The 22,376-nt window shown below is 54.3% G+C and carries 21 protein-coding genes; 13 read left to right on the forward strand and 8 right to left on the reverse strand.

The window, feature by feature from the left end:
• Window positions 1-9 precede the first annotated feature (9 nt).
• The 12 genes from gspG to KI810_RS00560 all read left to right on the forward strand — a co-directional run bounded on the left by gspG (window position 10) and on the right by KI810_RS00560 (window position 9,210).
• Complete coding sequence (gspG, locus tag KI810_RS00505) at window positions 10-453, forward strand: type II secretion system major pseudopilin GspG (RefSeq protein WP_214173534.1); 444 nt, start codon at window positions 10-12, stop codon at window positions 451-453.
• Window positions 454-679: 226 nt separating this feature from the next.
• On the forward strand, window positions 680-1,237 hold the full coding sequence (locus tag KI810_RS00510) for a pilus assembly FimT family protein (RefSeq protein ID WP_425513885.1): 558 nt from the start codon (window positions 680-682) through the stop codon (window positions 1,235-1,237).
• Window positions 1,234-1,590 carry a type IV pilus modification PilV family protein gene (locus tag KI810_RS00515; protein WP_214173535.1) on the forward strand — a complete coding sequence of 119 codons (357 nt, stop codon included), beginning with the start codon at window positions 1,234-1,236 and terminating at the stop codon, window positions 1,588-1,590. Before KI810_RS00510 ends, KI810_RS00515 begins: the two co-directional genes overlap by 4 nt.
• Window positions 1,587-2,255 (forward strand): type II secretion system protein GspJ, encoded by a 669-nt coding sequence (locus tag KI810_RS00520; RefSeq protein WP_246525101.1) that lies wholly within the window; start codon window positions 1,587-1,589, stop codon window positions 2,253-2,255. The genes KI810_RS00515 and KI810_RS00520 overlap by 4 nt, the downstream gene beginning before the upstream one ends.
• Window positions 2,252-3,178 carry a type II secretion system minor pseudopilin GspK gene (gspK, locus tag KI810_RS00525; RefSeq protein ID WP_214173536.1) on the forward strand — a complete coding sequence of 309 codons (927 nt, stop codon included), beginning with the start codon at window positions 2,252-2,254 and terminating at the stop codon, window positions 3,176-3,178. The genes KI810_RS00520 and gspK overlap by 4 nt, the downstream gene beginning before the upstream one ends.
• A complete protein-coding gene (gene gspL, locus KI810_RS00530; protein ID WP_214173537.1) occupies window positions 3,178-4,503 on the forward strand; it encodes a type II secretion system protein GspL in 1,326 nt (441 codons plus the stop codon). The genes gspK and gspL overlap by 1 nt, the downstream gene beginning before the upstream one ends.
• Window positions 4,500-5,048: a general secretion pathway protein GspM gene (locus tag KI810_RS00535; RefSeq protein WP_214173538.1), complete on the forward strand. Its 549-nt coding sequence runs from the start codon at window positions 4,500-4,502 to the stop codon at window positions 5,046-5,048. Before gspL ends, KI810_RS00535 begins: the two co-directional genes overlap by 4 nt.
• Window positions 5,045-5,881: a type II secretion system protein GspN gene (gene gspN / locus KI810_RS00540; protein WP_214173539.1), complete on the forward strand. Its 837-nt coding sequence runs from the start codon at window positions 5,045-5,047 to the stop codon at window positions 5,879-5,881. The genes KI810_RS00535 and gspN overlap by 4 nt, the downstream gene beginning before the upstream one ends.
• Window positions 5,882-6,010: 129 nt before the next feature.
• Window positions 6,011-6,745, forward strand: coding sequence for an amino acid ABC transporter ATP-binding protein (locus KI810_RS00545; RefSeq protein ID WP_214173540.1), 735 nt, complete (start codon window positions 6,011-6,013; stop codon window positions 6,743-6,745).
• A 155-nt stretch (window positions 6,746-6,900) separates the two neighbouring features.
• Complete coding sequence (locus KI810_RS00550; protein ID WP_214173541.1) at window positions 6,901-7,725, forward strand: ABC transporter substrate-binding protein; 825 nt, start codon at window positions 6,901-6,903, stop codon at window positions 7,723-7,725.
• A gap of 74 nt (window positions 7,726-7,799) precedes the next feature.
• Window positions 7,800-8,507 carry an amino acid ABC transporter permease gene (locus KI810_RS00555; protein ID WP_214173542.1) on the forward strand — a complete coding sequence of 236 codons (708 nt, stop codon included), beginning with the start codon at window positions 7,800-7,802 and terminating at the stop codon, window positions 8,505-8,507.
• 1 nt (window position 8,508) lies between these two features.
• Complete coding sequence (locus KI810_RS00560) at window positions 8,509-9,210, forward strand: amino acid ABC transporter permease (protein WP_214173543.1); 702 nt, start codon at window positions 8,509-8,511, stop codon at window positions 9,208-9,210.
• Between the two features lie 130 nt (window positions 9,211-9,340).
• On the opposite strand, the gene KI810_RS00565 is transcribed toward KI810_RS00560, so the two are convergent.
• Window positions 9,341-10,015 carry a M48 family metallopeptidase gene (locus KI810_RS00565; RefSeq protein ID WP_425513891.1) on the reverse strand — a complete coding sequence of 225 codons (675 nt, stop codon included), beginning with the start codon at window positions 10,013-10,015 and terminating at the stop codon, window positions 9,341-9,343.
• Between the two features lie 94 nt (window positions 10,016-10,109).
• Window positions 10,110-10,430: a helix-turn-helix domain-containing protein gene (locus KI810_RS00570; protein ID WP_214173545.1), complete on the reverse strand. Its 321-nt coding sequence runs from the start codon at window positions 10,428-10,430 to the stop codon at window positions 10,110-10,112.
• Window positions 10,431-10,681: 251 nt separating this feature from the next.
• On the opposite strand from KI810_RS00570, the gene KI810_RS00575 reads away from it, so the two are divergent.
• Window positions 10,682-11,041 carry a hypothetical protein gene (locus KI810_RS00575; protein ID WP_214173546.1) on the forward strand — a complete coding sequence of 120 codons (360 nt, stop codon included), beginning with the start codon at window positions 10,682-10,684 and terminating at the stop codon, window positions 11,039-11,041.
• An 80-nt stretch (window positions 11,042-11,121) separates the two neighbouring features.
• On the opposite strand, the gene KI810_RS00580 is transcribed toward KI810_RS00575, so the two are convergent.
• The 6 genes from KI810_RS00580 to KI810_RS00605 form a co-directional block, all read right to left on the reverse strand.
• On the reverse strand, window positions 11,122-12,612 hold the full coding sequence (locus tag KI810_RS00580) for a hypothetical protein (protein WP_214173547.1): 1,491 nt from the start codon (window positions 12,610-12,612) through the stop codon (window positions 11,122-11,124).
• Window positions 12,539-15,103 (reverse strand): hypothetical protein, encoded by a 2,565-nt coding sequence (locus KI810_RS00585; protein WP_214173548.1) that lies wholly within the window; start codon window positions 15,101-15,103, stop codon window positions 12,539-12,541. Before KI810_RS00585 ends, KI810_RS00580 begins: the two co-directional genes overlap by 74 nt.
• Window positions 15,104-15,319: 216 nt before the next feature.
• Window positions 15,320-18,019 carry an ATP-dependent DNA helicase gene (locus KI810_RS00590; protein WP_214173549.1) on the reverse strand — a complete coding sequence of 900 codons (2,700 nt, stop codon included), beginning with the start codon at window positions 18,017-18,019 and terminating at the stop codon, window positions 15,320-15,322.
• A gap of 280 nt (window positions 18,020-18,299) precedes the next feature.
• Window positions 18,300-18,608, reverse strand: coding sequence for a hypothetical protein (locus KI810_RS00595; protein WP_214173550.1), 309 nt, complete (start codon window positions 18,606-18,608; stop codon window positions 18,300-18,302).
• Between the two features lie 18 nt (window positions 18,609-18,626).
• Window positions 18,627-19,922: an McrC family protein gene (locus tag KI810_RS00600; RefSeq protein WP_214173551.1), complete on the reverse strand. Its 1,296-nt coding sequence runs from the start codon at window positions 19,920-19,922 to the stop codon at window positions 18,627-18,629.
• Complete coding sequence (locus KI810_RS00605) at window positions 19,923-22,376, reverse strand: McrB family protein (RefSeq protein WP_214173552.1); 2,454 nt, start codon at window positions 22,374-22,376, stop codon at window positions 19,923-19,925.

Below are 22,376 nucleotides of genomic sequence, written 5' to 3' on the forward strand. Positions count from 1 at the left end.
GGTCTTTTCATGAACAATGCATTACGCGATAACCGCGGCTTCACCCTCATCGAAATCATGGTGGTGATCGTCATTCTCGCCCTGCTGGCAGCCCTGGTCGGCCCCAAGATCATGGGGCGGAGCGACGACGCCAAGATATCCGTGGCCAAGAACCAGATCCGGCAGATCGAGAGCGCCCTCAAGCTCTACAAGCTGGACAATGGCGCTTACCCGACCACCGAGCAGGGGCTGGCGGCGCTCATTACCAAGCCGACCGTCGGGGTGATCCCGAAGAACTACAAGGCGGAGGGATACCTGGAGAGCAAGCAGGTTCCCCAGGATCCGTGGAAGACCGACTACGTCTATCTCTCGCCGGGTGAGCACGGCGACTACGACCTCTGTTCCCTGGGCGCCGACAGCGTCAAGGGGGGGGAAGGGAAGAACGCGGACATCTGCAGCTACGACATGAAATAGGGAACGCGCCTTTTCCGCAATCTCGGCGTTGGTCGTCGGAATTCCTTGTGACTCGGCCTGCGGCCGCCCCCTTCGGGGCGCCTTCGCGGTCCAATTTCGCAAGCGAAATTGTGCGGCGGATATTTCTCGTCTCCGCATCATCCCTCGACCGCCTTGACCTTGCGAAAAAATCGCGTTCCCGACCGGACCGTGTTTTATGTTCGAACACCTAGATCGTTGAGTTGTGGTGACAAAAACTCAAAATTCAAAATTCTTTAGGCCCGCAGTTTGGGTCAAAATTCAAAACTGCCGTTCCGGCGGTTTTACCCTCATCGAGCTGGCGGTTGTGCTGGCCATTCTCGCGACGGTTGCGCTCCTGGTATTCCCCCGGCTCCCGTCGACCGATGCCACCAACCTGCGCGGCTCGGCCCGAGCCCTGGCAGCAACGATCCGTTACACGGGAGACAAGGCGATCACCGCCAAGAGTGCCTACCGTCTCCGGGTCAACCTGACCGACAACAGGCTGGCGGTGATAAAGATGGTGAATGGCGAGGAGAGCACCGACTCCGACCCGTTTTTCAGCCGACAGATACTGGCTGACGGCATCAATGTCGAAGACATGACCATCCCCCGCCTCGGAAAAATCACCGCCGGCGAGGTGGCTGTCAACTTCGGCCCGGGAGGGCTTGAGGATTTTGCAGTCATTCACCTGAAGGGGAGCCGCGACAGTCATTTTACCGTGACCGCCTACCCCCAGAACGGCAAGGTCAAGGTCGAAGAAGGTTACCGGGAGGCGGGTCCATGAAGGGGTTCACCCTGCTGGAGGTGATGGTCGCCCTGGCAATCCTTGCAGGTGTCATACTGACGGTCATCACCTCCTACAACTATCACCTGGGGGTGGTGGTGCGGGACCGGCAGGAGACCGAGGCCATGCTGCTGGCCCGGGCCAAACTGGACGACCCCGACTTTCTGAAACAGAGGCAGACATCAGGGAACTTCGCCCCCCGGCATCCCGACGTAACCTGGAAGGTAGAAACGGCCTCCGCAGGCATTCCGGGGGTTGACCGGCTGACCTTTACGGTCGGCTGGGACGGGGATCGGCACAAACTGACCCTGACGAAATATCTGGAAAGTACCGCAGGGGCGCCGGGTTCATGACAAAGGCAACGACCGACGCGGTTCACGACATGAGGCGGAAGGAGAGGAGTGCGGGGTTCACCCTGCTGGAACTGCTGGTTGCCCTGTCGCTCCTCGTTATCCTGAGCACGGCTCTCTACGGCACCTTTTTTGCCCTGACACGGGGCCGGGATACGACGGCGGCCGGGATGGAAAACCGCCGTGAACTGCGCACTACCCTTGATCAGATACGGCGGGAGCTGTCAGGGACGTTCATCCGCGGGCCGGCAGCACCGGGGGAAAAACCGCTGGTATCGTTCGTGGTGGAAGACCGTGACTCTTTCGGCAGGCCAGCCTCGACCCTGACATTCACCACCATCGTCCCACCCCGGAGCGACGACCTCCCCACATCGGACCAGGTGACGGTACGCTACGGTGTTGAGGAGAAGGATAAACGGCTTGAGGTGACCCGTGAGGCCCGGGACCGTTACCTGGGCGGCACCCCCCTCCCCTACCCGCAGATGGAAGATGTGGAGGGTTTTCTGGTGGAGTGCTACGACGGCAACAAATGGGTCAGAACCTGGGACACCACGCCCGGCCTCAACGCAGGGCTGCCGAAGGCTATCCGGGTCACCATCCGGCTCAAAGAGGGGGACGGCACCACCGAATTCTCCACCATAGCCACGCCGCGGGTTACCAGCAGGTGAAGAGCGAAAAAGGGTTCGCCCTGGTCATAACCCTCGTGGTGAGTGCCCTGCTGGTGGCACTGGTCACCGAATTCGTCAGCGAAGTCTATGTGGACACCAGTTCGCGGCAGAATTTCGTCGATGGCCAGCAGGCAAGCCTTCTCGCCGAATCCGGCGTGGCCGGCGGGATCAAGGTGCTCCAGCTCACCATGGCAAACCAGGGATTCACCTCCCTCCTCGACCCGTGGGCGAAGCCGCTGAAGCTCGACGACGAGCAGGGCTCCGTGGAAGTGACCATCGAGGACGAGGCCGCCAAGATCAACCTCAACTCCATAGCCGGGTCGAACGGGACTTTCATCGACGCCTATTATCCCATAGCCACCCGCTTTCTGAAGAAAGCCGGCTTGTCGCCGGATCTGTGCGACGGCATTGCAGACTGGGTGGATACCAACGACGAACCAAAGCCTGCCGGAGGGGAAACGGCCTATTACCGCACGTTGCAATCACCCTATGGGGCAAAGAACGCATTTTTCGACACCCTGGACGAACTGCGGCTCGTCAAGGGGTTCGATGCCACGACCATGGAACGACTGCGCCCCTACATCACCGTTTTTGCCAATACCCTCCCGGGTTCACCGACACCGGTCAACATCAACACCGCCCCGCCGGAAGTGCTGGCAGCCCTGGACGAAGGTCTGAGCGATGACCTGGTGGGACGCATAACGGACTATCGGAAAACCACGCCGTTCAAATCACCGGCTGACATCCTCAAGGTCGCCGGTCTGGATAAAATCGGGATCGCGCTGCAGACCCGGATTCAGACCAGAAGCACCGTCTACCGCCTGGTCTCCCGCGGGCAGGTGCATGAAACCGCGAGGATAATCGAGGCGGTGGTGAGAATCGACGGCAACCAGACATCGATGCTCTACTGGAGAGAATACTGATGACGTACCTGATCGTACAGTTGACGAAGAGCGAAGTGCTCTGGGGGCGTTTCCAACGCCGACGCGGCGAACTGGCGTTCCTGGGGGGGGGACGCAATCCCCTCGCCGGCGACCCCTCTTTTGCCGACCTGCTGAAGGAGCTGGCCGGCAGCCGTCGTGAAGGGGAGAAGGTGGTTCTGTCTCTTCCCCCCTCCAGTCTCTTTCTGCGGGAGCTAGACCTCCCCCTTGCGGACCGGCGCAAGGCACGCCAGGTTCTCCCCCTGGAACTGAAGGGGGAAACGGCCATCGACACCGACGAACTGGTATTCGATGCCCTTCCCCTCGTCGACGGCAAGACCCTGGCTGTCTGGAGCAGGCGCACAGAGGTGGCCGACCTGATACGGACCATGACCGACGCCGGCCTCGAACCGGAAATGGTGAGCGCATCCGCTCTCCACTGGCCGGAACTGCTCACCCCGACCGACAACACCGAACCGCTGGCCATTACCGACGGCGAGGCGCTGGCCGTGGTTCAGGCCGGCCGGCTCCTGTCCTGCCGCCCCCTCGCCGAAGGCGACCCTGTTGCAGAAATCGGGAGGACCCTGGCTGCTCTGGAACTCGGCAAGGGGATAGCAGTGAAGGAAGTGCTCCTTCACGGCGACCTGGCCCGCCAGTCACTCCCCGCAACGGCGGCCGGCCTGACGTTCCGGCAACTTCCCCTCGCCGGCTCGCCGGCCCGGACATTCGCCGGCGACGCAGGTGCGGCCCGGGACCTCGCCTCCACCTATGCCGTCGCGGCAGCCTGTGGAACCGGCGGGGCGGTGAACTTCCGGAGTGGCGACCTGGCCTATACTGCCGGCAACGCGCTGGCCCGCCGCAAATTCAGGCTGACACTGGTCCTGGCGGCAATTCTCCTCGTCGCACTCATCGCCGAGACCGGTGTCCGCTACTACCTGGTGCAGCGTGACCTGAAATCACTCGACACCTCCATTCTCTCCATCTACCGGCAGGTGTTTCCGAACCGTAACAAGCCGGTGGATGCCGTCGGGGAGCTTAAGGGGGAGATCAGGCGTCTCTCCGGCAGTTCGACAACCGGCAACGTACTGGCCACACTGACCAAGGCTGCGGAGCTCAAGGGGGATGACGTCACCGGCATCTACGAGGCGGAAATCGACAATGGTCAGCTCCGGCTCAAGGGGGACGCCCGCTCCATCCAGGGGGTGAATGACTTCAAGGCCCGGGCCTCCACCGCCTTCAACGACGCGGAAGTGAGCGAGATAAAATCCAAACCGGACGGAACCGTCAGCTTCCTGTTCCGCGGCACGTTCAAGGAGGAAAAAAGGTGACCTATCTGCGCCTCCTGGCCGAACAGTACCGCAATCTGGACAGTACCACCCGCCTCCGCTGGGGGATCGGCATCGCCATCGTCCTTGCACTGGCCGTGCTTTTTTCCGCCGCCAACAGCCGCATCGCCCATCTCGCCAAGCTGCGGCTCGCCCGGGAAAAGGACGTAGCGGAAATGCTCATTCTCAGGCAGCGTTACCAGGTTGCCAACGCCGGCGCCCAGAAGCTGGCTAACCGCCTTGCCGCAACCCGTCCCGATGACTCCCCGGCCAAGCTCATCGAAGAGATCGGCATCAAGGGGAAGAACAGCCAGATCAAACCGGTCAAGGGGAACGAGCAGCCCGGCTACAGCGAGGACGCCGCCGAAGTCAAGCTGGACGGACTCACCGCCAACGAGACGGTCAACCTTCTCCACCGGCTGGAGAAGGGGAGCAAACCGGTCATCATCAGGAAGGCATTCATCAAGACCCGCTTCGATGATCCGGCGCGTCTTGACCTTACCCTCACCATCGCCCTCCTCAAGGCGGCCCCGACCGGTCAGCGATGAAAATGCGGCGCGGGCTCTCTATAGCAGTCGGTATCCCGGCGGCACTTTGCCTCCTCCTCGTCCTGACCATCTGTTTCACCCCCGCCCGGGAGCTGCAAGGGCTCGTCGTTCGGGGCCTGGCCAGCGAGGGATATACCTTTCGCTCCGCCAGCTTCGGCAAGGCATTCCCCCTTGGCCTCACCGCCCGCGCCATGGAGATCGGGGACGAGCGCGGCCCGCTTTTTCGAGCCGACACGGCAACGGTCCACCTTAAACTCCTGCCGCTCTTCCTGGGAGATATAAAGGTTGCCGTCCGGGCCCGTATCGGCAACGGGCAGATAGAAGGGGCATGGTCCCGCCGCAATGGTGGAGAGCTGCATGCCACCGATCTCCGGCTGGAAGATATCCCCTTCTTCCCCACCGCCACCGGTGCCACCGCCAAGGGGGTCATGCGGGTGGATGCAGATCTGCGGGGGAAGCTGAACGCACGCCGGGGCGAGATAAAGCTGGATGTCAAGGGAGCTGAGCTCGCCGGCATAAAGATCGGCGGCACCCCCCTCCCCGACGCCGGCTACCGTCAGGTCCAGGGGATGCTGAGAGTCGCCGGCAGCAAGGCAACCCTGGAGAGTTTCTCCCTGGAAGGCGAAGAACTCTACGTGCGGCTCAAGGGTGACATCCCCATCGTCTCCCCCCTGGCCAACGCCCCCCTCAACCTGACCCTGGAATTGATGCCGAAACCGGATTTCCTGGAGCGACAGAAGTTCGTCTTCCTCCTTCTTGCCAAGCACCTGACGTCGCCGGGACGCTACGAAATCCCGATCAAGGGTACCCTCTCCCGGCCGGCCCTCCCCTGATACCTCTTTTAGTAAATTTTTTAATTATAGAACGGCAGTTTGGCATTGATTTTTTTGCCGGTCTGGCTACAATTGCAGGGATTTTCCGCTCCCCTTCGGGCGGGCGGCTATTTTGCCAGGAGTAACGGAATGATCCAGTTTGCCGGTGTACACAAGTGGTTCAATCAACTCCACGTACTGAACGATATCAATCTCCGGATTACGCCGGGTGAGGTGCTGGTTGTCTGCGGACCGTCCGGTTCCGGCAAGTCGACCCTCATCCGTACCATCAATCAGCTGGAGCCGATAGACAAGGGGAAACTGGTCGTCGACGGCATGGATCTCCTGGACAAAAAGACCGATATCAACAAGCTGCGCGCTGAAATCGGCTTTGTGTTCCAGCAGTTCAACCTCTATCCCCACCTGTCCGTTCTCGGCAACATCACCCTGGCCCCCCTCAAGATCCGCAAGATGCCGAAGAAGGAGGCGGAGGAACAGGCCATGACGCTGCTGGCGCGGGTCGGGCTGGCCGAAAAGCGGGACGCCTACCCGTCCCAGCTTTCCGGGGGGCAGCAGCAGCGGGTGGCCATTGCCCGGGCTCTTGCCATGAAACCGAAGATCATGCTGTTCGACGAACCGACCTCGGCCCTGGACCCTGAGATGATCGGCGAGGTGCTGGCGGTCATGCAGGGTCTGGCGGGGACCGGCATCACCATGGTGGTGGTGACCCATGAAATGGGCTTTGCCCGGGAGGTCGCCCACCGGGTCGCCTTCATGGACCACGGAGTGGTGCTCGAGGAGGCGAAGCCGGAGGAGTTCTTCCGCAACCCGCAGCACGAGCGGGCACAGCAGTTCCTGAAGCAGCTCCTCTCCCCCATGCACTGACGGGAGGGAACGCGACTTTCACACTGGCTCTGCGTAAGCCTTGGGGGCTACACCTCCGCACTCACCCTTGGCGGCCTTGATCCAGCGCAAAATCCACGTTCCCCGTGTATCTCCATAAGGGGAAAGAGCAGGACAATTCAATTGAGGAGGGAACCATGAAGAAGCTTGCAACACTCGCACTGGCAATGGTACTGGCTGGCGTTCTCGGCAAGGCGGCACTGGCTGCCCCCCCCGCCGATACCCTGGCGGAGGTAAAGAAAAAAGGGGTGCTCGTGGCGGGAGTCAAGGACTCTCTCCCCCCCTTCGGCTACATCGATGAAAAAAGCCGCACCATCGTCGGCTATGACATCGATTTCATCAACGCCATCGCCAAGAAGCTCGGCGTCAAGGCCGAACTTAAACCAGTCACCTCGGCGAGCCGCATGCCCCAACTCCAGGAAGGTAACATCGACATCATTGCCGCCACCATGACCAAGAACCCGGAACGGGCCAAACAGATCGACTTCAGCCATACCTACTTCTTCACCGGTCAGAAATTCATCACCAAGAAGGGGGCCGTCCGCAGCCTGAAAGATCTGGAAGGGAAAAAGATCGGCACCGCCAAGGGTTCCACTTCGGAGCAGAACGTCAAGAAGGCTATCCCGAGTTCGACGGTTCTCTCCTTCGACGATTACCCCCAGGCGTTCCTGGCACTGCAACAGGGGAAGGTCGCTGCCGTCACCACCGACGAGGCGATCCTGGCCGGCATTCTCGCCAAGGCTCCCAACAAGGCACAGTTCGAGATCCCGAATCTCCAGATATCAGACGAACCCTACGGTCTCGGGATGCGCAAGGGTGACAAGAACTTCGTCGACTTCGTGAACAAGACCATCCTGGAGATGGAGAAGAGCGGCGAAGCGAAGAAGATCTTCGAAAAATGGTTCGGACCCACGACCCAGTTCCATCTGCAGCGGAATTTCAAGATAACAGCGGACAAATAACAGCAGGCGCAAGGCACTAGGCTCTAGGGGTAATCACCGTGCCCAGAGCCTAGTGCCCAGAGTCAGAGGTTTCCTTGCTCACGTATCAGTTCGACTGGTCGGTCGTCACGTCCGGCAAATATTTCGAATGGCTGGTGTCCGGCTTCATGGTCACCCTCAAGCTCTCCGTGGTCGGGATCATCCTGGCGTTCATCGTCGGACTCCTCATCGCGGTGATGCGCATGAGCCACTTCCGGCCGGTGCGCTGGTTCGCCCTGGCATACCTGGAGTTCTTCAGGAATACCCCGCTCCTCGTGCAGATATTCTTCTGGTACTTCGGCTCCTACAAGATCCTCCCCCAGGCGGTCAACGACTGGCTGAACAGCACGAATTTCGAATTCGCCGCCGCCGTCATCGCGCTCACCATCTACACCTCGGCCTTCATCGCCGAGGATATCCGCTCCGGCGTCCTTTCCATCCCCAAGGAGCAGATGGAGGCGGCCCGCAGTGCCGGTTTCTCGTACCTCCGTTCCATGCAGTACATCATCCTCCCCCAGGCGGTCCGGATTACCGTTCCCCCACTCGTGAACCAGTTCCTCAACCTGGCAAAGAACTCGTCCCTGGCCATGACCATCGGCGTCATGGAACTCACCTACCAGGCCCGCCAGGTGGAGAGTTACACGTTCAAGGGGTTCGAGGCGTTCACTGCGGCAACCATCGTCTACCTGGTGCTTTCCACAAGCATTACGGCACTGGTCCATCTCTACGACAAGCGGGTCCTGAACCCGAGCCGGGCGGTGTGACATGGACGCAATCTTCAATTTTCAGGTCATCACGGACAATTTCACCTATTTCATGATCGGCCGGTTCCCCCACGGGCCGCTCGGTGGTCTGGGACTCACCATCTATCTGGCCGTGGTGTCCTGCATCCTCTCCTTTTTCGGCGGCCTTGTACTGGGACTTTTGAGCCTGGTCCGCAACCCGTTCATCAGCTATCCCGTCAACCTGTTCATCAACGCAGTTCGCGGCCTGCCGCTGCTCATGGTCATCTTCTGGATGTACTTCCTCCTCCCTGCCCTCATGGGGCGCACCGTACCGGAAAGCCAGACCGTCATCATGGGGCTCACCCTCTTCACCTCCGCCTACATGTCCCAGATCGTCCGTGCCGGCATCGAGGGGATACCACCGGGGCAGACCGAAGCGGCCATCTCCACCGGTCTGAAGCACTGGCAGGTGATGCTCTACATCGTGCTTCCCCAGGGGCTGCGCAACATGATCCCCTCCTTCGTCAACCAGTTCGTCTCCCTCATCAAGGACACCTCCCTCGCCTTCATCGTCGGGGTTTCCGAACTGACCCACGTCGCCACCCAGGTCAACAACCGGACCATGGCCTACCCGACCGAGATATTCATCTTCATCGCGGTGCTCTACTTCTTCCTCTGCTATGCCTTCACCAGCCTCTCCCGCTGGCTGGAACAGCGGCTCGCCTGGCGCAAGGCCATCTGACCCCCTCTGACTGACATCAATCGACGCAAAGACGCAAAAACGCCAGAAAAAGAGCCGGAGGCGTGGTCCTCGCTCCTTATTGCGTCATCATACAGCCAGAATACGTACAGCTTGTTCACCGTTTGCGGGATTATGCGGATTGACGTTGATAATCGGCAGACGCCTGCAACCGCTTCACCCGCTCCACAACCGGAGGATGGGAATAGTAGAACCAGGCGAAGAGGGGATGGGGGTGGAGATTGGCGAGGTTTTCCGCGGACAGCTTGATAAGGGCGGAGGCGAGCGCCTCGGGATGGCCGGAGAGCTCCGTGGCGTAACGGTCCGCCTCCCGTTCGTGGCGGCGGGAGAGCCAGCTGGAGAAGGGGGTGAAGGGAAATGCGAGCATTGAGCCGAGAAAAGCGAGGATTGTCAACTGGGCCGCGAAGGAGCCCCCCTGCAGGCCGATGAGGCCGGGAAGTCCGCCCCAGCCCAGCAGCCACCACGCCGCGAAACAGGCCAGGAGTGCCCCCACCTCGGTCATCACCAGCTGCTTCCAGAGGTGCCCCTTCTTCCAGTGACCGATCTCGTGGGCGAGCACCGCCAGGATCTCCTGGTGGGTCATCTGCCGGATGAGGGTGTCATAGAGGACAATCCGCTTCACCCGGCCGATGCCGGTAAAATAGGCATTGGAATGCTGGCTCCGGCGCGATGCGTCCACCTGCATGACCCGACTCACCGTGAGTCCGGCCCGTTCTGCCATGACGCGGATTTCATCCTCCAGCCCCGCTTCCTTTATCGGCTCGAACTTTATATGGGCTAGGTTAATGGGTGTCTAAAAGTGCTCTTACGATACATGCATTTTGATTATACGTTGTAAATAATGGGTGTCTAAATAATTTCATTGCTTAGTAAAATTGAGCTTAAACCAAAAGAGCAATTAACACGCGCAGAATAGTTCTTTTCTGATTGAGATCAGCATGTTCAATCAGTTCAAAAATCCTCTTGTCGACCAAATCGCGTTCTTCAAGGTGCGAGTAATCAAAAAATAATCTGATGTCTTGATTCAATGCTGTGGCGATGCTTTCCAAGGTGTCGAGAGAAGGATAACCTTTACCAACTTCGATTCTGCTGAGATGCTTCGGATCAATTCCTACCTTTTCCGCTAACTCTTCCTGAGACATGCCACTTGTTTTTCGAATTTCCTTAATTCTCAACCCCAGCAATTGTTTGGTTGTTTTCATGGCGCCTCCTGGGCTGTACTATCCATTTATTTGGACCAGGAGAAAACCGTGTTAAAAGACGATAATTGGCTTAGAATTCTACGTTTTATGTGGTATACATCACACTAGAAGTAGAATTGATGGGTAATATGTCACATAAAAAGTAGAGTTGTGAGGCAGGGATGTATATACGGACAAGGGAAAGCTGGGAAGTGAAATCGGACTATCTCAATGGTCTTTTTGGCGAAGAGGATGTGAGAAGATACCCGTTCGTGGAACTGGGTCTGAATCTCAAATTATTCCATGTTGACGTCCATCATAAGCTGGATGATGACGGAATGTCATATTGCGACAGATGGATCTTTGCACAGTTGGAGGATATGTTCGAAGCTATTGAATCAGCTGCCCAAGCAGAAAAAATCACGATTAGCCTGCAAAGCAGGCGATGCGACAATCCCGACAATGAATACTCGATCAGCACCATCACAAAAATTATTAAGGGTGAAGACGCGAATGGTCAGGTATGTTATGTTTTCAAATGCCTTAACGGGAAATCATATATGCAACCATGCATCGATATACAGGAAGACCAAATCCTCAATCCTCGTGTCGTTTATTCTTTGAAGAGCTAACGGGGGCCTTATAAGGGTTGGGAATAATTCCTTCAGAAATCTGCAGCTCTCGAGTAATTCATGGTCCCCGGATTATCGATTCACCTGGAGTAAGAACTAGGTTTAGGAAAGCCGCCCCGGACAACAACCACGACAATTGAAATTGAGGACTGGCCGGTCTTATGAACAAAGACCTCAATATCATTTTCTACGACTCCGACGGGTGCAGATTTCGGTGAGGCTTCGAGTACGGACAACACACCAATTCGCTTCCCCAGCCCGATTGCATATGCAGCGGTTTGATCGAAGAATTTAGAGAAGTCCTTCGGAAACAGAACCTTGCTGTTCTCGACTTTCAATTCGATTGGGATGTCCCGAAATGTGAGATCTGTGATCCCGCCTGCTGCTTCAGGGTGACCTTGCAAGTGCTCACCAATATCGCTCCGGTTCCGGAGCATCTCAGTGGCTTTGTTTTGGAATTGCGACTCTGACGTACCAGTCTCGAACAAGCCTCCTTTCAGAGCTTGCGCAGCGATGTTGCCCAACCCACTAAGAACTATCATTGTGTTTGCAACATCATCTGAATGCAAGCCGGGGAAGGTTCTCAACTTGTTGCGAACACTGAGGAGGTGCCGATCAACATTTGAAAACCCAGTCAAAGGGTTTGAAGCAACATCACTTCCCTCCAAGAGCAGCCTCCGATGCCCTACGATTGCAACATCACGGCAATTGCTCGTGTCGTCGAACTCCGCCGCGTAAAGAAACTCGTATGGTCTTGAGCCGAATGAATGAGCAACCTCCAGAACCGCTCGACCGGTGCCAGTAAATATGAACGGACCTTCCCCCTCGGGTTTTTCGAACCTGAAACTTGGCAACCAGTTCTGCTCGCGAATGTCGATAGTTACAGGCGTCAACGAAAGGACGCTCGCACTCTTGGGCCAATTCGAAACCCTGACTTCTATTGTAAGGTCGTAAGACGTCCCAGGTTTAAGGTAGTTCCAGTGCTTGGCCGGCTCTCCATCGATGTCAAACTTCAAGAACGCTACGGTGGTTTCGAGTTTCTCGGCCTCTTCTGAACTTCCGTTAAAACCAGAAAAACGAAGTCCTCCAAAACCTCGATAAAGAAGATTGGCAAACAAGAGAAGCGGCAAGGTCCATCGTTTCATCTGATCTTGTATTGCGGTCAATTCGTCCAAGCTCTTGAGAGCTTCTACTTGACTCAGAAACGTGTTCAGTCGTTCATCGGCAGCAAAGCTCAAAGACTTGTCAACCTCTGATGCTTTTAGTTTCGCCGAACTCAAGAACCTTTGAGCATCTGGTTCCGCATTGCGTATGGCATGTTTCCACTCAGCCAAGAGAACAAAGATGGCAATAGCAGTGTGGTACGCGCGGTACTGATCCTCGACGTCACCTTGGCCGAACTCAGAGATTATTATCTCAAGTTCCAGGCAAGCTTTTTTTAGGCGCTCAAAGTCATCAGGCGAAGGCTTGAGTGCCCCCGCAAGACTTGCAGCAACCTCAATCCTCGAAGAAAAACCCCGACGGAAAATCTCGAAGTTTGGCTCGTTCCTCATTCTCTTTCTCCAGTTCATTCAGAAGGCTGCTCCATTCTTCGATCAACTCAACAAAATCCTCTCCGTTTTCAATTGCGCGTTCAATCTCGGAGGCCGTCGCGACCAAAGCGGCTTCAATTCGCCAATGCTCATTTCGGTCCTCTGCTGGGATGCTTGCCATCAACTCCCTGAAACAAGTGTTTGCAGCTGCATGGTTACCTGCCTTGGTCAACGCGGCAGCATAAAGAAGAGCCTCCACAAAGTCTTCCGGTTTGAATGGTCTGAGTGCTTCGAATGCCTTTCTGATGTCGCCTACACAATATTGAAGCTCATTGTGTGGGGCACTCAAGATCGCAGACGCGCAATCGTCGATAGAAATTGAGCGCGTATAGTCATCTTGTATTGACTTCAGAGCTACCTTTACGAATCCAGGAACGGTCTTAAAGCCGTAGTGCAGCCGATCAACGGCACGGTACAAGGCACTTCCCTCCAAGCAGAACAAGATACCCGAGAGCAGCTCTCCGAGCTTCCCTTTTCTTTCTTCAGGTGATAGGCAGAGAAACGCAAAAGCATCAATACAGTCGACAACGAAGTCCTCTTGCTTGCTTTCTTGAGAGTAGTAAACAATCAGGTTCCAGAGCCCGTGCTTGATAACGCTTCGTTTTTCTTCAGGAAATGATCTACGTCTCAAAGAATGGACGGCCGACTTATGAACCATGACATATGGGTCCATAAGCAAGACGGAAAATGCTTCAAAGAACAGATCGGGAAAGTTTTTCACCAAGTCGTATGGTACATCCTCCCATGCTTGTACAGCGCTGGCACGAACCAATGTGCTTTCGTCCATAAGTGCACGATACCAATCAGAAAGTACTAGCTTTAGACTCTCGACCCCGGTCAACAATTTTGACACATGAGCGATCATGTTCCCACGCATTTGCGTTTGAGCGTCGGGCAATTTCCGATAAAGTTCCAGGAACTGTCCAATTCCTTCTGGTCCCTTGGACTTTGCTCCGACTGCAGCCCATTCGATTAGCGCACCCTGCAAACTGTTAATGGCGGTGCGTTTGTTACTTCTCTCCATATGATCGAGCACATTGTCAGCCAGTACCAGAGGATGCTTAGCATCTACCTGATCATACTTTTCACTAAGAGTAGCAGCAGCGCCAATCAGATCATCAAAATGCTCAACTGCGAGCTGAGCAAACTCGTCCCATGAATGTCTGAAGAACTGTCCCGCATCATCCATGCTGTCTGGGCGTTCTACAGCAGCCCAAAGCAATCTTCTAAATGCTATCCTTTGTGCCGTTCCTATCTGTACCTTTTCCCGATACCGGTGATTCAGCACCGAGTCATAGGTTCCATGAGCTTCTTTTCTTCCTGTATCATTGTTGTCAGCGAGGAAAGATTGGATAATTTTGTCCGTTTCCTCAGGAAAACGTCCTAGGCACTTCGAGGCTGCTTCTCGAAGATAGTAAAGCACGCTGCTATCCCGTCGCTCACCCGGAAGCAGAGTTTTTCTGCGCATCAATTTGGCGAAGATGCTTCTAGCATGTCTTAAAAGCAGCTCGTCACTATCTGTCGCGAGTATGATCTCAACGGCGGCCCCTATGTTATTGGGGTCCGAATCACTTAAAAGTTCGTCGACCTCCGCACAAATCTCAACTTGCATTTTCTCAAAGAGGGAGTGGATTGGCGCAGCGTCAAGACTTGTTTGAGTGCTTCCTCCAAAATGCATTGTGGGAGGCGGCCCTATAGCCATCGACACAAAGCGATGTAGAACCTTTGTTAAGTCGCTTCGAGAAAGCTTTTCCGCATGTGATAGAACCACATCGATGGCTGCTGAAGATTTCTCATAATTACTTATCAGCCGCACTCCTACCAAGAGTTTTTCTTCTGGTTCTAACGGTGCCCTAAGCAAAGCCTTCGCGGCATGTTTAGAATACGGCAAGTACTCGTTCAACACTGCTGGCAAGAGGTGTTCGATCACTCTTCTGGTAAATGTCTCAGGGGCAAGGTTTGCAAGTTGCTCCAGACGCGGATCGTCACTTGCTATGTTTTCCTGATCAAGCTCATCCAACAGATCGAAAACGAAGGTTTCTCCCAGAGAAAGTTCGTATCGAAGTTTTGCCCTTTCTTGCCGTCTGTCGAACTGCTTCTGCTTTCTCCCCCTTTCTTCTTCTTCGCGCGCGCTCTTTCGCTTTTCGGCAGCTTTTTCCCTTGGGCCAACAAAATCCAAAATATTGGGAAATCCAACGGGAACTCGCTCCTTACACCCCTTGCAGTTATTCTGGTAGAAGTCATAAACGGCATCTTCCAGCAACCAACAATACATTGAATTTTTCTTGGAAAATTTGCATTGGACGCCCATGTGTCCAATTGGAAGGCCAGTTGCAGCTTCAATCATTCCCCTGCCAGGAGACCTTACGAACTCGGCGTGGAAACACCAATTGCTAAGCAACTTAGTTGCCTTTAGGTTGCGCTGACCCGCTTCTACTGCGTTCTTGTAGCTGTCTTCAAATTCATCCATTTTGACTACCCTTCAAGCGCAATTTCAGGAATACCAGCAAGTAATAGGGGGCAAGGCAGGTGTCAGGGGAAAGACTAGAGAGTCAGGGCTACACAATTCATTGGGGAAAACCGGGACAGATCTAATATCTGTCCCGGTTTTCCCTTGTGAGCCTAACGCCAGCCATGTCCTGTTAATGACAATTGCTATCCCTTAGGAAGTGGATGTCCCTTTAACTCATCCGCTGACCGGCGTAAGGCCACGACGGCTAGCGAGAAGAGCGACGTCCTTTGGGTTGGCGCTGCGGTGGAGGCGCTGTAGAACACCCTGCTGTGTCTCGGGCGTCCAGAAGATCCGCAGACGCTCACGTGCCCGAGTTACGGCTGTGTAGAAGATGTTGTGTGTAATGTCCTCTTCATTGGCATCGGTGATTACGATCTTGACGGAGTCATATTCGAGGCCCTGCGCTTTGTGGATCGACACGGCGTAGGCCACCTGGAATGGCACGGTGGTATTCAGTGAGTCGTCGTCCTCATCGCTGGTGTCGTACTCGTAGACGGAAAAGCGCACAGTCGAGCCACCCATCCATTCGAGCTCATCACCGACGACGTCGAACTCGCTGAGCGGTCGATCGAGCTCGACGTCGAACTGGATATGTCCAGGGACGTGCTCGATGCCGACGATTCGACCCTTCAGGTTGTTGTAGATCACCGGTCGGAACCGCTCGGTCTCGTGGAAGAGGACTGGGTCGCCGATCTTGTACGTGGACTCGCGCCAGGTGGTCGCCGTTCCGGGGTTGCTGCTCTGCAGGAATCGGTTGATGTTGTTGATGCCATAGAGGCCGTCGTAGTTCAGGCACAGGATAATCTCGTCCTGCCCTTGGGGTTCGAACAGCGTCTTGTCGAGCACGGTCGAGTACCCGTTCCGCGCCATCATCTCGGCGATGTCGTCTTCAATGGCTCGAACCTTGTTCCAGAAGGCCAAGAGTGATTGGTTCCTGGTTCTGAAGGGCGTCGTCAGCTCGAACACTGATGTGCTTGGGATGAATGAGCGAATGATTCCGAACCAGTTGCCGAACTGGATCGACTCGATCTGGTAGACGTCACCGACGAGTACGAGCAGCCTGAAGGAAGTCTTCTCCAGCACCTGGATCAGGTCTGCGTTGCTCACGGTACTGCACTCGTCGATGATGAGGAGGTCGTAAACCGGATCGGTGGTTCTCCTGTAGATCTGGCTGCTGATTGTTCGGAAGTCCGAGTTCTGCGCGGTTACCTTACGCTTAAGGTTGTCGACAGCTGGGTTGGTGTGCGCAAGGAAGAGCTTCTCCTTGTCGTTGAAGTAGTGCGCGATGTGGTTCACCATCGTTGACTTGCCAGTGCCAGCCGCCCCGTAAATCAGAGCGACTCGCGACTGGCTGAACAACTGCTTGAGCGCATCCTTCTTCGCCGGGTCGTCGATGCCACGAGGTGTTTCATCGAGCCAGCGTTCGACGGCTTGGGTGTAGCCAGCGATCCCGGACAATGCGTACTCCTGAAGCTTCTCGACGATGGAGACAGTGTCGTTCTCATACCCGCAGATGAAGACGTGCCCCTTGTCGAGCACGAGCCGGCGCTCCGTATGCTTGTAGTAGAGCTTGTTGTTGTAAGTGGAAATCAAGCCGTTGACGTCGCCGAATTCCTCAAGGTCGACCACGGGCGTGTAGAGTATTCCGTGACGCTCCACATTGTTCATCACGCGTCGAGCGAGCAGTTCGTGGTTCCGAGCGGTCGCGTCGAGGCTCTCGACGAGATCCCAGTACCGGGGGTTGTGTGCGGTCAGCGATGTACAGAACGGCATGGTGTCAAACGGAATGCAGCCGTACCAAAGCTTCATCCCGGAAAGACGGTCACAGCCGTCCCGGTAGTACTGTGGCTTGAGTATCTGGTTGTGCATCCGCAGCATGAGATATCGAAGGACGTTTTGACCCGGAGCGCCTGACCTCACGACGCGGCGCGCCTCATCCAGCACGGGGAAGATCTGCGGCTTGGCGACTCCAGCCGTACCTGCCGCTCTCACCGCCACGTACTTGTTGTCGGACATATCAAGTAGGTCGAGTAAGCTATCCGAGCCCGCTGTCAGGTCGTGCATCAGGTAACGATATTCTGTCGAGCTGGTCTGCACGCTCAAGGCGATGCCCAAAAGACGTGCGAAGTTGTTGAACTCGCACGGGCGGATCGAGACCTCCCATTTACGAATGATCGTGATCGGCATCGTCTGGCCAAGCACTTCGATCGAGTCCCGCTGGAGCGTTAACATGGCCGCGTACTTGTCAGTTATGTCGATGTTAGTGAAGGCGATGATGCGGTCGAACTTGCTTACCTTGTTGACGGCGCGGTAGAAGGTGACCTCGTAGTAGATGCGGCCGCCGACGAAGAATGGGCGCGTTTTGTGGATGTAGTACCGATCCCGAGTGCTGCTGTCCGGCGGAGTTGAACGGACCGCCCCAATTCTTGCGGCAATCTTCTCGTGGTACTCCCTCAGCGACGGATCGAGGTCGACCGGGAAGGCTTCGAGGTTCGCCAGCACTACGACCCCACAGTTGTCTTGAAGCAAGCTGCGGATGCGGTGCAGGTACTCGTAGTACTTGAGCATCAAACGCTCGGAAGCGTCCCCGTCCAGGGTATAGTGGGAAGCACTTTTCTGAATCAGTTTGTGAAACTTGCCGAGGAAGTTAAACCTTGCGTTGCTCTTGACGAAGGCGAGCGCCGGTTCTACCGCGGCGTAGTTGAATTCGGCATCGGGTGAGCCCATGTGGAGACGGACTGCAACTCCCTCGACTAGGTTCCGGAGCTGTGAGAGGACGTTCTGCGAGAGCAATGCCCGCTGGTCAGCGAGCAATTCAATATTCCGACAGATCGCCTCGTCAGCGCTCTGGATCTGCTTGCTGACCGTAATCATTAACTGTCAGGTCTCGCTTGATTAATGAAATTCATGGGTGTCCTTTTCTTGCTCATGGCTAGATTACGAAAAGAGATAACGAGTCCAAGCGAAACCGCAAAGCTTATCTCTCAGATTAACTAAGAGGCATCTTCGTCGTCATCGTTTTCATCACCGTCATCTCCCATCCAAGGAAAGATCCGGCGCGGGAAGATTTCTTCAGGGAATATCTCCGAAGGAAATGGACTATTATCACATGAACTTGGTTTCTTTTTGGGAGGATCGGTCATTAAAGAAGCCCCTATGCTGGAGTATAACCATACGATTTGAGCCTTATTCTCGCCTGATTCTTCTCTTCATCCGTGAAGAGTACAGAAAATTCTGGGCTAAGAACAACCGCCTCAACAGAAATATCCAGGCGCTTCAATTCCCATAATTTTGTGAACCCATCTGAGGGTTTGCTTGATGCTATCAGCCTTTTTGCAGCCTCAAGTCCACCATGTTCAGTAACCATCTTTAAAAAGTAAGTCGGTTTAAAATTGCATTCGTCCCTAGCCCGCTCGAAAACATTAATCATGGCCTTATGGAAAACTCTTTCCAATTCTTCCATAACCGTCCCCCAACCTGTTTAAGCTACCTTATCGGCTTTCAAAACTTTTCCTATCTCATCACGGAATGCCGGCCCGTCTGTTCTCAGGTCTCGATTCAGCTTTACAAATTCCACTCTGATCCTGTGGTTGCAGTAGTTTCCTTGGATGACGTAAGACTTTCGCGAAACACCATCAACATAAGGGAACAGGAGGATATTGTCTGGACATTCGTACCTGTGGGCATAGGCATAGAGCTGATAAATGTCAGCTTGTGATACTCCGTTCTTCGCATCCTCGGCATCGGAGAGCAGGTGCTTCCATTTGGTGTCGAGAATCAAGCATGATTTACCAGGCAACGACTCGATAATAAGGTCCGGCTTTAAACGGTATGAACCACAGGAATCACTCTCTCTCTTGAGCAGCCATTCCCTCCGACCAATAGCTTGGGCATGGATACATTCACGCGATAACCCGAGTTGATCCGCATAGCGATGGATATAGCGAGCGATGAACTCCTCAAAAAGTTGCTCCATGGGGAAGAGGAGAGAAAATGAGTTTTCTTTTCCCATAGTCCATGTCGGACTCATCCCTTTGAGCACCAGCAGCGAGAAATTTACGAGCGGCTGGAAACGCTCCGTGTTCCGGTTGTAGTGAACATCGGCAAAGTGGTGTTCGGCGACCTCCAGATCCGTTACCTCGTCAAGCAGGAAAAGGATTTCACGCAACTTCTTTTGTGCAGATGCAGCCTTGGAAATGAACAGGAGCCGGCGGCTTGCCGCCTTTAAAATCCTGTTGATCGGGGTATCGGAAATGAAATCATCGTACCGGCAATAGAGCCGTTCCCTATGCAGTGCGTTCATCGCGGCATGCTGCCTGAGCAAAAGCTTTCCCTTCAGGCAACGGAGATTTTCCTCCTGGGTCACGTAGGTGTGGTCGATCCCGCGTTTCAGCTCGGACAACGTACGCGCCGCAAAAAGCACGATAAGCTGTTCGAGAAGTGGCATCTTCTGGGTGCCGATGGTGGCAAGGTCCCGATCCTCGCCGACGATCTTGCGGGTCATGGAGAGCATGTACAGCAGGTTATGCTGCGCCCGCATCTTCCCGGGTTCGTCAGACTTGTCAATTTTCGGGAGGATCTCGATACTCCCACCCGGAACTGCAATGACACCGACGTAATTCCGAGCCCGAACAAACCTTCGGTCATACCAGTCAAAAATAGGCTCTCTCCCCGAACCACACCAGGTCTCGTCAAAACCTTGGATCCGAGAAAGAAGCTTCCTATTCTGCTCCGTGCGTGGGATACGCTCGTATTCGGTGACCTTGAGATACTGCATCTACCCTTCCTGACTATCCGCACTCTTGACAGCATGTGGCTGGTATATGGCCGTGAGGTAATACTTCAACTTTTCACCCGTGGCTTTGCTGAATTCAGGATTCACGTCGTAACGGCAGCAATCGTCGTAATCGAGATGGTCGAATCCAAGGATATCCTTTTCCAAGAGACCTTCAGCCTTGATCGCTGGATACTGGTTTTTGGTTACCCCGCCGTTGCCGTTGGTGCCGCAACCCAGTACCAGGCAAATCTTTTCCCAGTCGCCATAGAAATATTCCTGAAGCAGTGGAATGATGTTCTGCAGGAAAACATCCCTGAGACCCTCGAGTGTCGTGCAATTCAGGAAAAAAGAATGGCCAATCATATGGTCGCGATCATAGAGGAATTCGATGCGGCGATTGATCTTATCCAGGAGCGCCTTTACATTGACACCATCGATGGAGCCAATTTTTCTCTCAATCAAGTCCAAGTCCGGCATCATCTCCCTGAACTGGAAGCGACGCCGTAGGGCGATGTCGATAAAGGCAATTGAGCGATCGGCAGTATTCATCGTGCCGATGATGGAGAGGTTGGCGGGGACACCGAATTCTTCTTTCGAATACGGCATACGTGCCCGCATTCCCGTGCCGTCTGTCCTGACACGCTTGTCAGGCTCGATCAGGGTGATTAGCTCACCGAAAATTTTGCTGATGTTCCCCCGGTTTATCTCGTCGATAAAGATGGCATACTCGTTTGAAGGGTCCTTTTCCGCACGCTGACAGATTTTTTTGAATATCCCAGGCTCAATGCGGTATTGCACATCCCCCTCTCCAGTGTCTTCCATGATCGGACGTATCCCTTCGACAAACTCTTCATAGCCGTACGACTGATGAAAAGTGACAAACTCGTATCGCTTGATGGTCTCAGTTGTAGGAATTTTCTCGGAATTATTCTTGAGTTCCACAATTTCAGGCGCTAGGTCCTGAAGGAGTTCATCTTTTACTGACCAGGTCGAATCAGCATCTTTCCAAAAGAAGGGTGGATCAAGCTTCTTTTGATAATTTACATGTGGGCAGGCTTGAACTGTATGGCTTTGCAAGGTCGCCCACAGCCGGGCATTCGGGCTCTGAATATTCGTTTGCGCCAACTTTGCCTGTACAAGAGGATGAGGCAGCAGATCAGGGACTCTCGTCGGCCCCATAGCTAATACTGCAGCACCGACAACTTGCCACCATGGCTTATCTGCCACCAGTCGAGCTAGATAGCTTTCTTCGGTTTCCCCTGCACTGTTGGTCGTATAGTCTTTGAAGTATTGGGTGAGGTGGTAGGTCTTGCCGGTTCCTGGGGGGCCGTATAAAATGAGATTTTCAGCTATTGTATTCATTTTAGATGGTTTTACGGGGATATAAGTCTCATCGCTTTCAGAAATCTTCCCCACTGGCTCTTCTCCTTCATTTCCTGCAAGCTCTGAAAGAGTTAGATTGAAATAGGGTTTAAGAATTTTATTTTCAAATAACTCTAATTCATCATATGGGACAAGCTTACAGGTTGATCGATAATTTGGAGTCCATCCTTTCTGAACATCGCTATATGACTTATCCCCATCAGATGTCTTGATAATAGAATACTCTCGTTGTAGCCATCCCTCATCTTTAGCAGATTGTTCAGCTTTTGATTTTATCTTTCCAAGAAGTTGGATATAATTCCCATGACAAAGATAAAAGATATCATTTTCAAGCATTTTTTTATAAAAAGCATCACCTTGCCCTTTTGCTGTGTCTGAATGCACTACAACCAGTTTTTTATGTAAGAGTTCAACTCGTTCTTCTTGGCTGAATTCATTATCACCATGCGAGATTTTCCAGACTCTAAGCCGTTTGATCCAGTGATCCCATATATCATCCCCGTAACGCAGGATAGCCTGTCCTTCAGGCTTTTTTGCAAGTAGTTGCGAATATACATAGCTGAAAGGCTTATCAGCGGCTGTGGCATCTTTCAGATAATAAACCAAGGGCTCATTTAAAAAGACATTAACAATTTTTGGATTGTTTCTGTCCTGGTAATGGAAGGCAATTTTCCACTTATAGGCATCACCCAGATCAACTCCGTCAATTGCCGCCAGGTCGCCCCGTTGTGCCGCTTCGATAATTGTGACGATAAGACTTCGCACATGCTCAAAAGCTTTTTCAGCCGTTTCCCCGTACTTAGAGTACCAAGCGTATTTTGAATCGTACGAGCGCCCCCGTCCGCTTTCTTTTACTTCACTACTGCCTCGTTCGTACACTCCGAATTTGAAGGAAGAGCCACCCCAGATGCTGCCCATCTGATCAAGACGCTTTTCTATCCAGTAGATGAAAGTGTCTTTGTTGCCAACGTTGGTGTATTCGGCAAGAGACATCACCTTCACGCGTTCAAGTGGCCATGTGCTCAGAAACTCATCCCAGATCTTATTTGCAGTCTCTGCGTCAAGATTCAT

This window comes from Geomobilimonas luticola (assembly GCF_018476905.1).
In the GTDB taxonomy this organism is placed as follows: domain Bacteria; phylum Desulfobacterota; class Desulfuromonadia; order Geobacterales; family Geobacteraceae; genus Geomobilimonas; species Geomobilimonas luticola.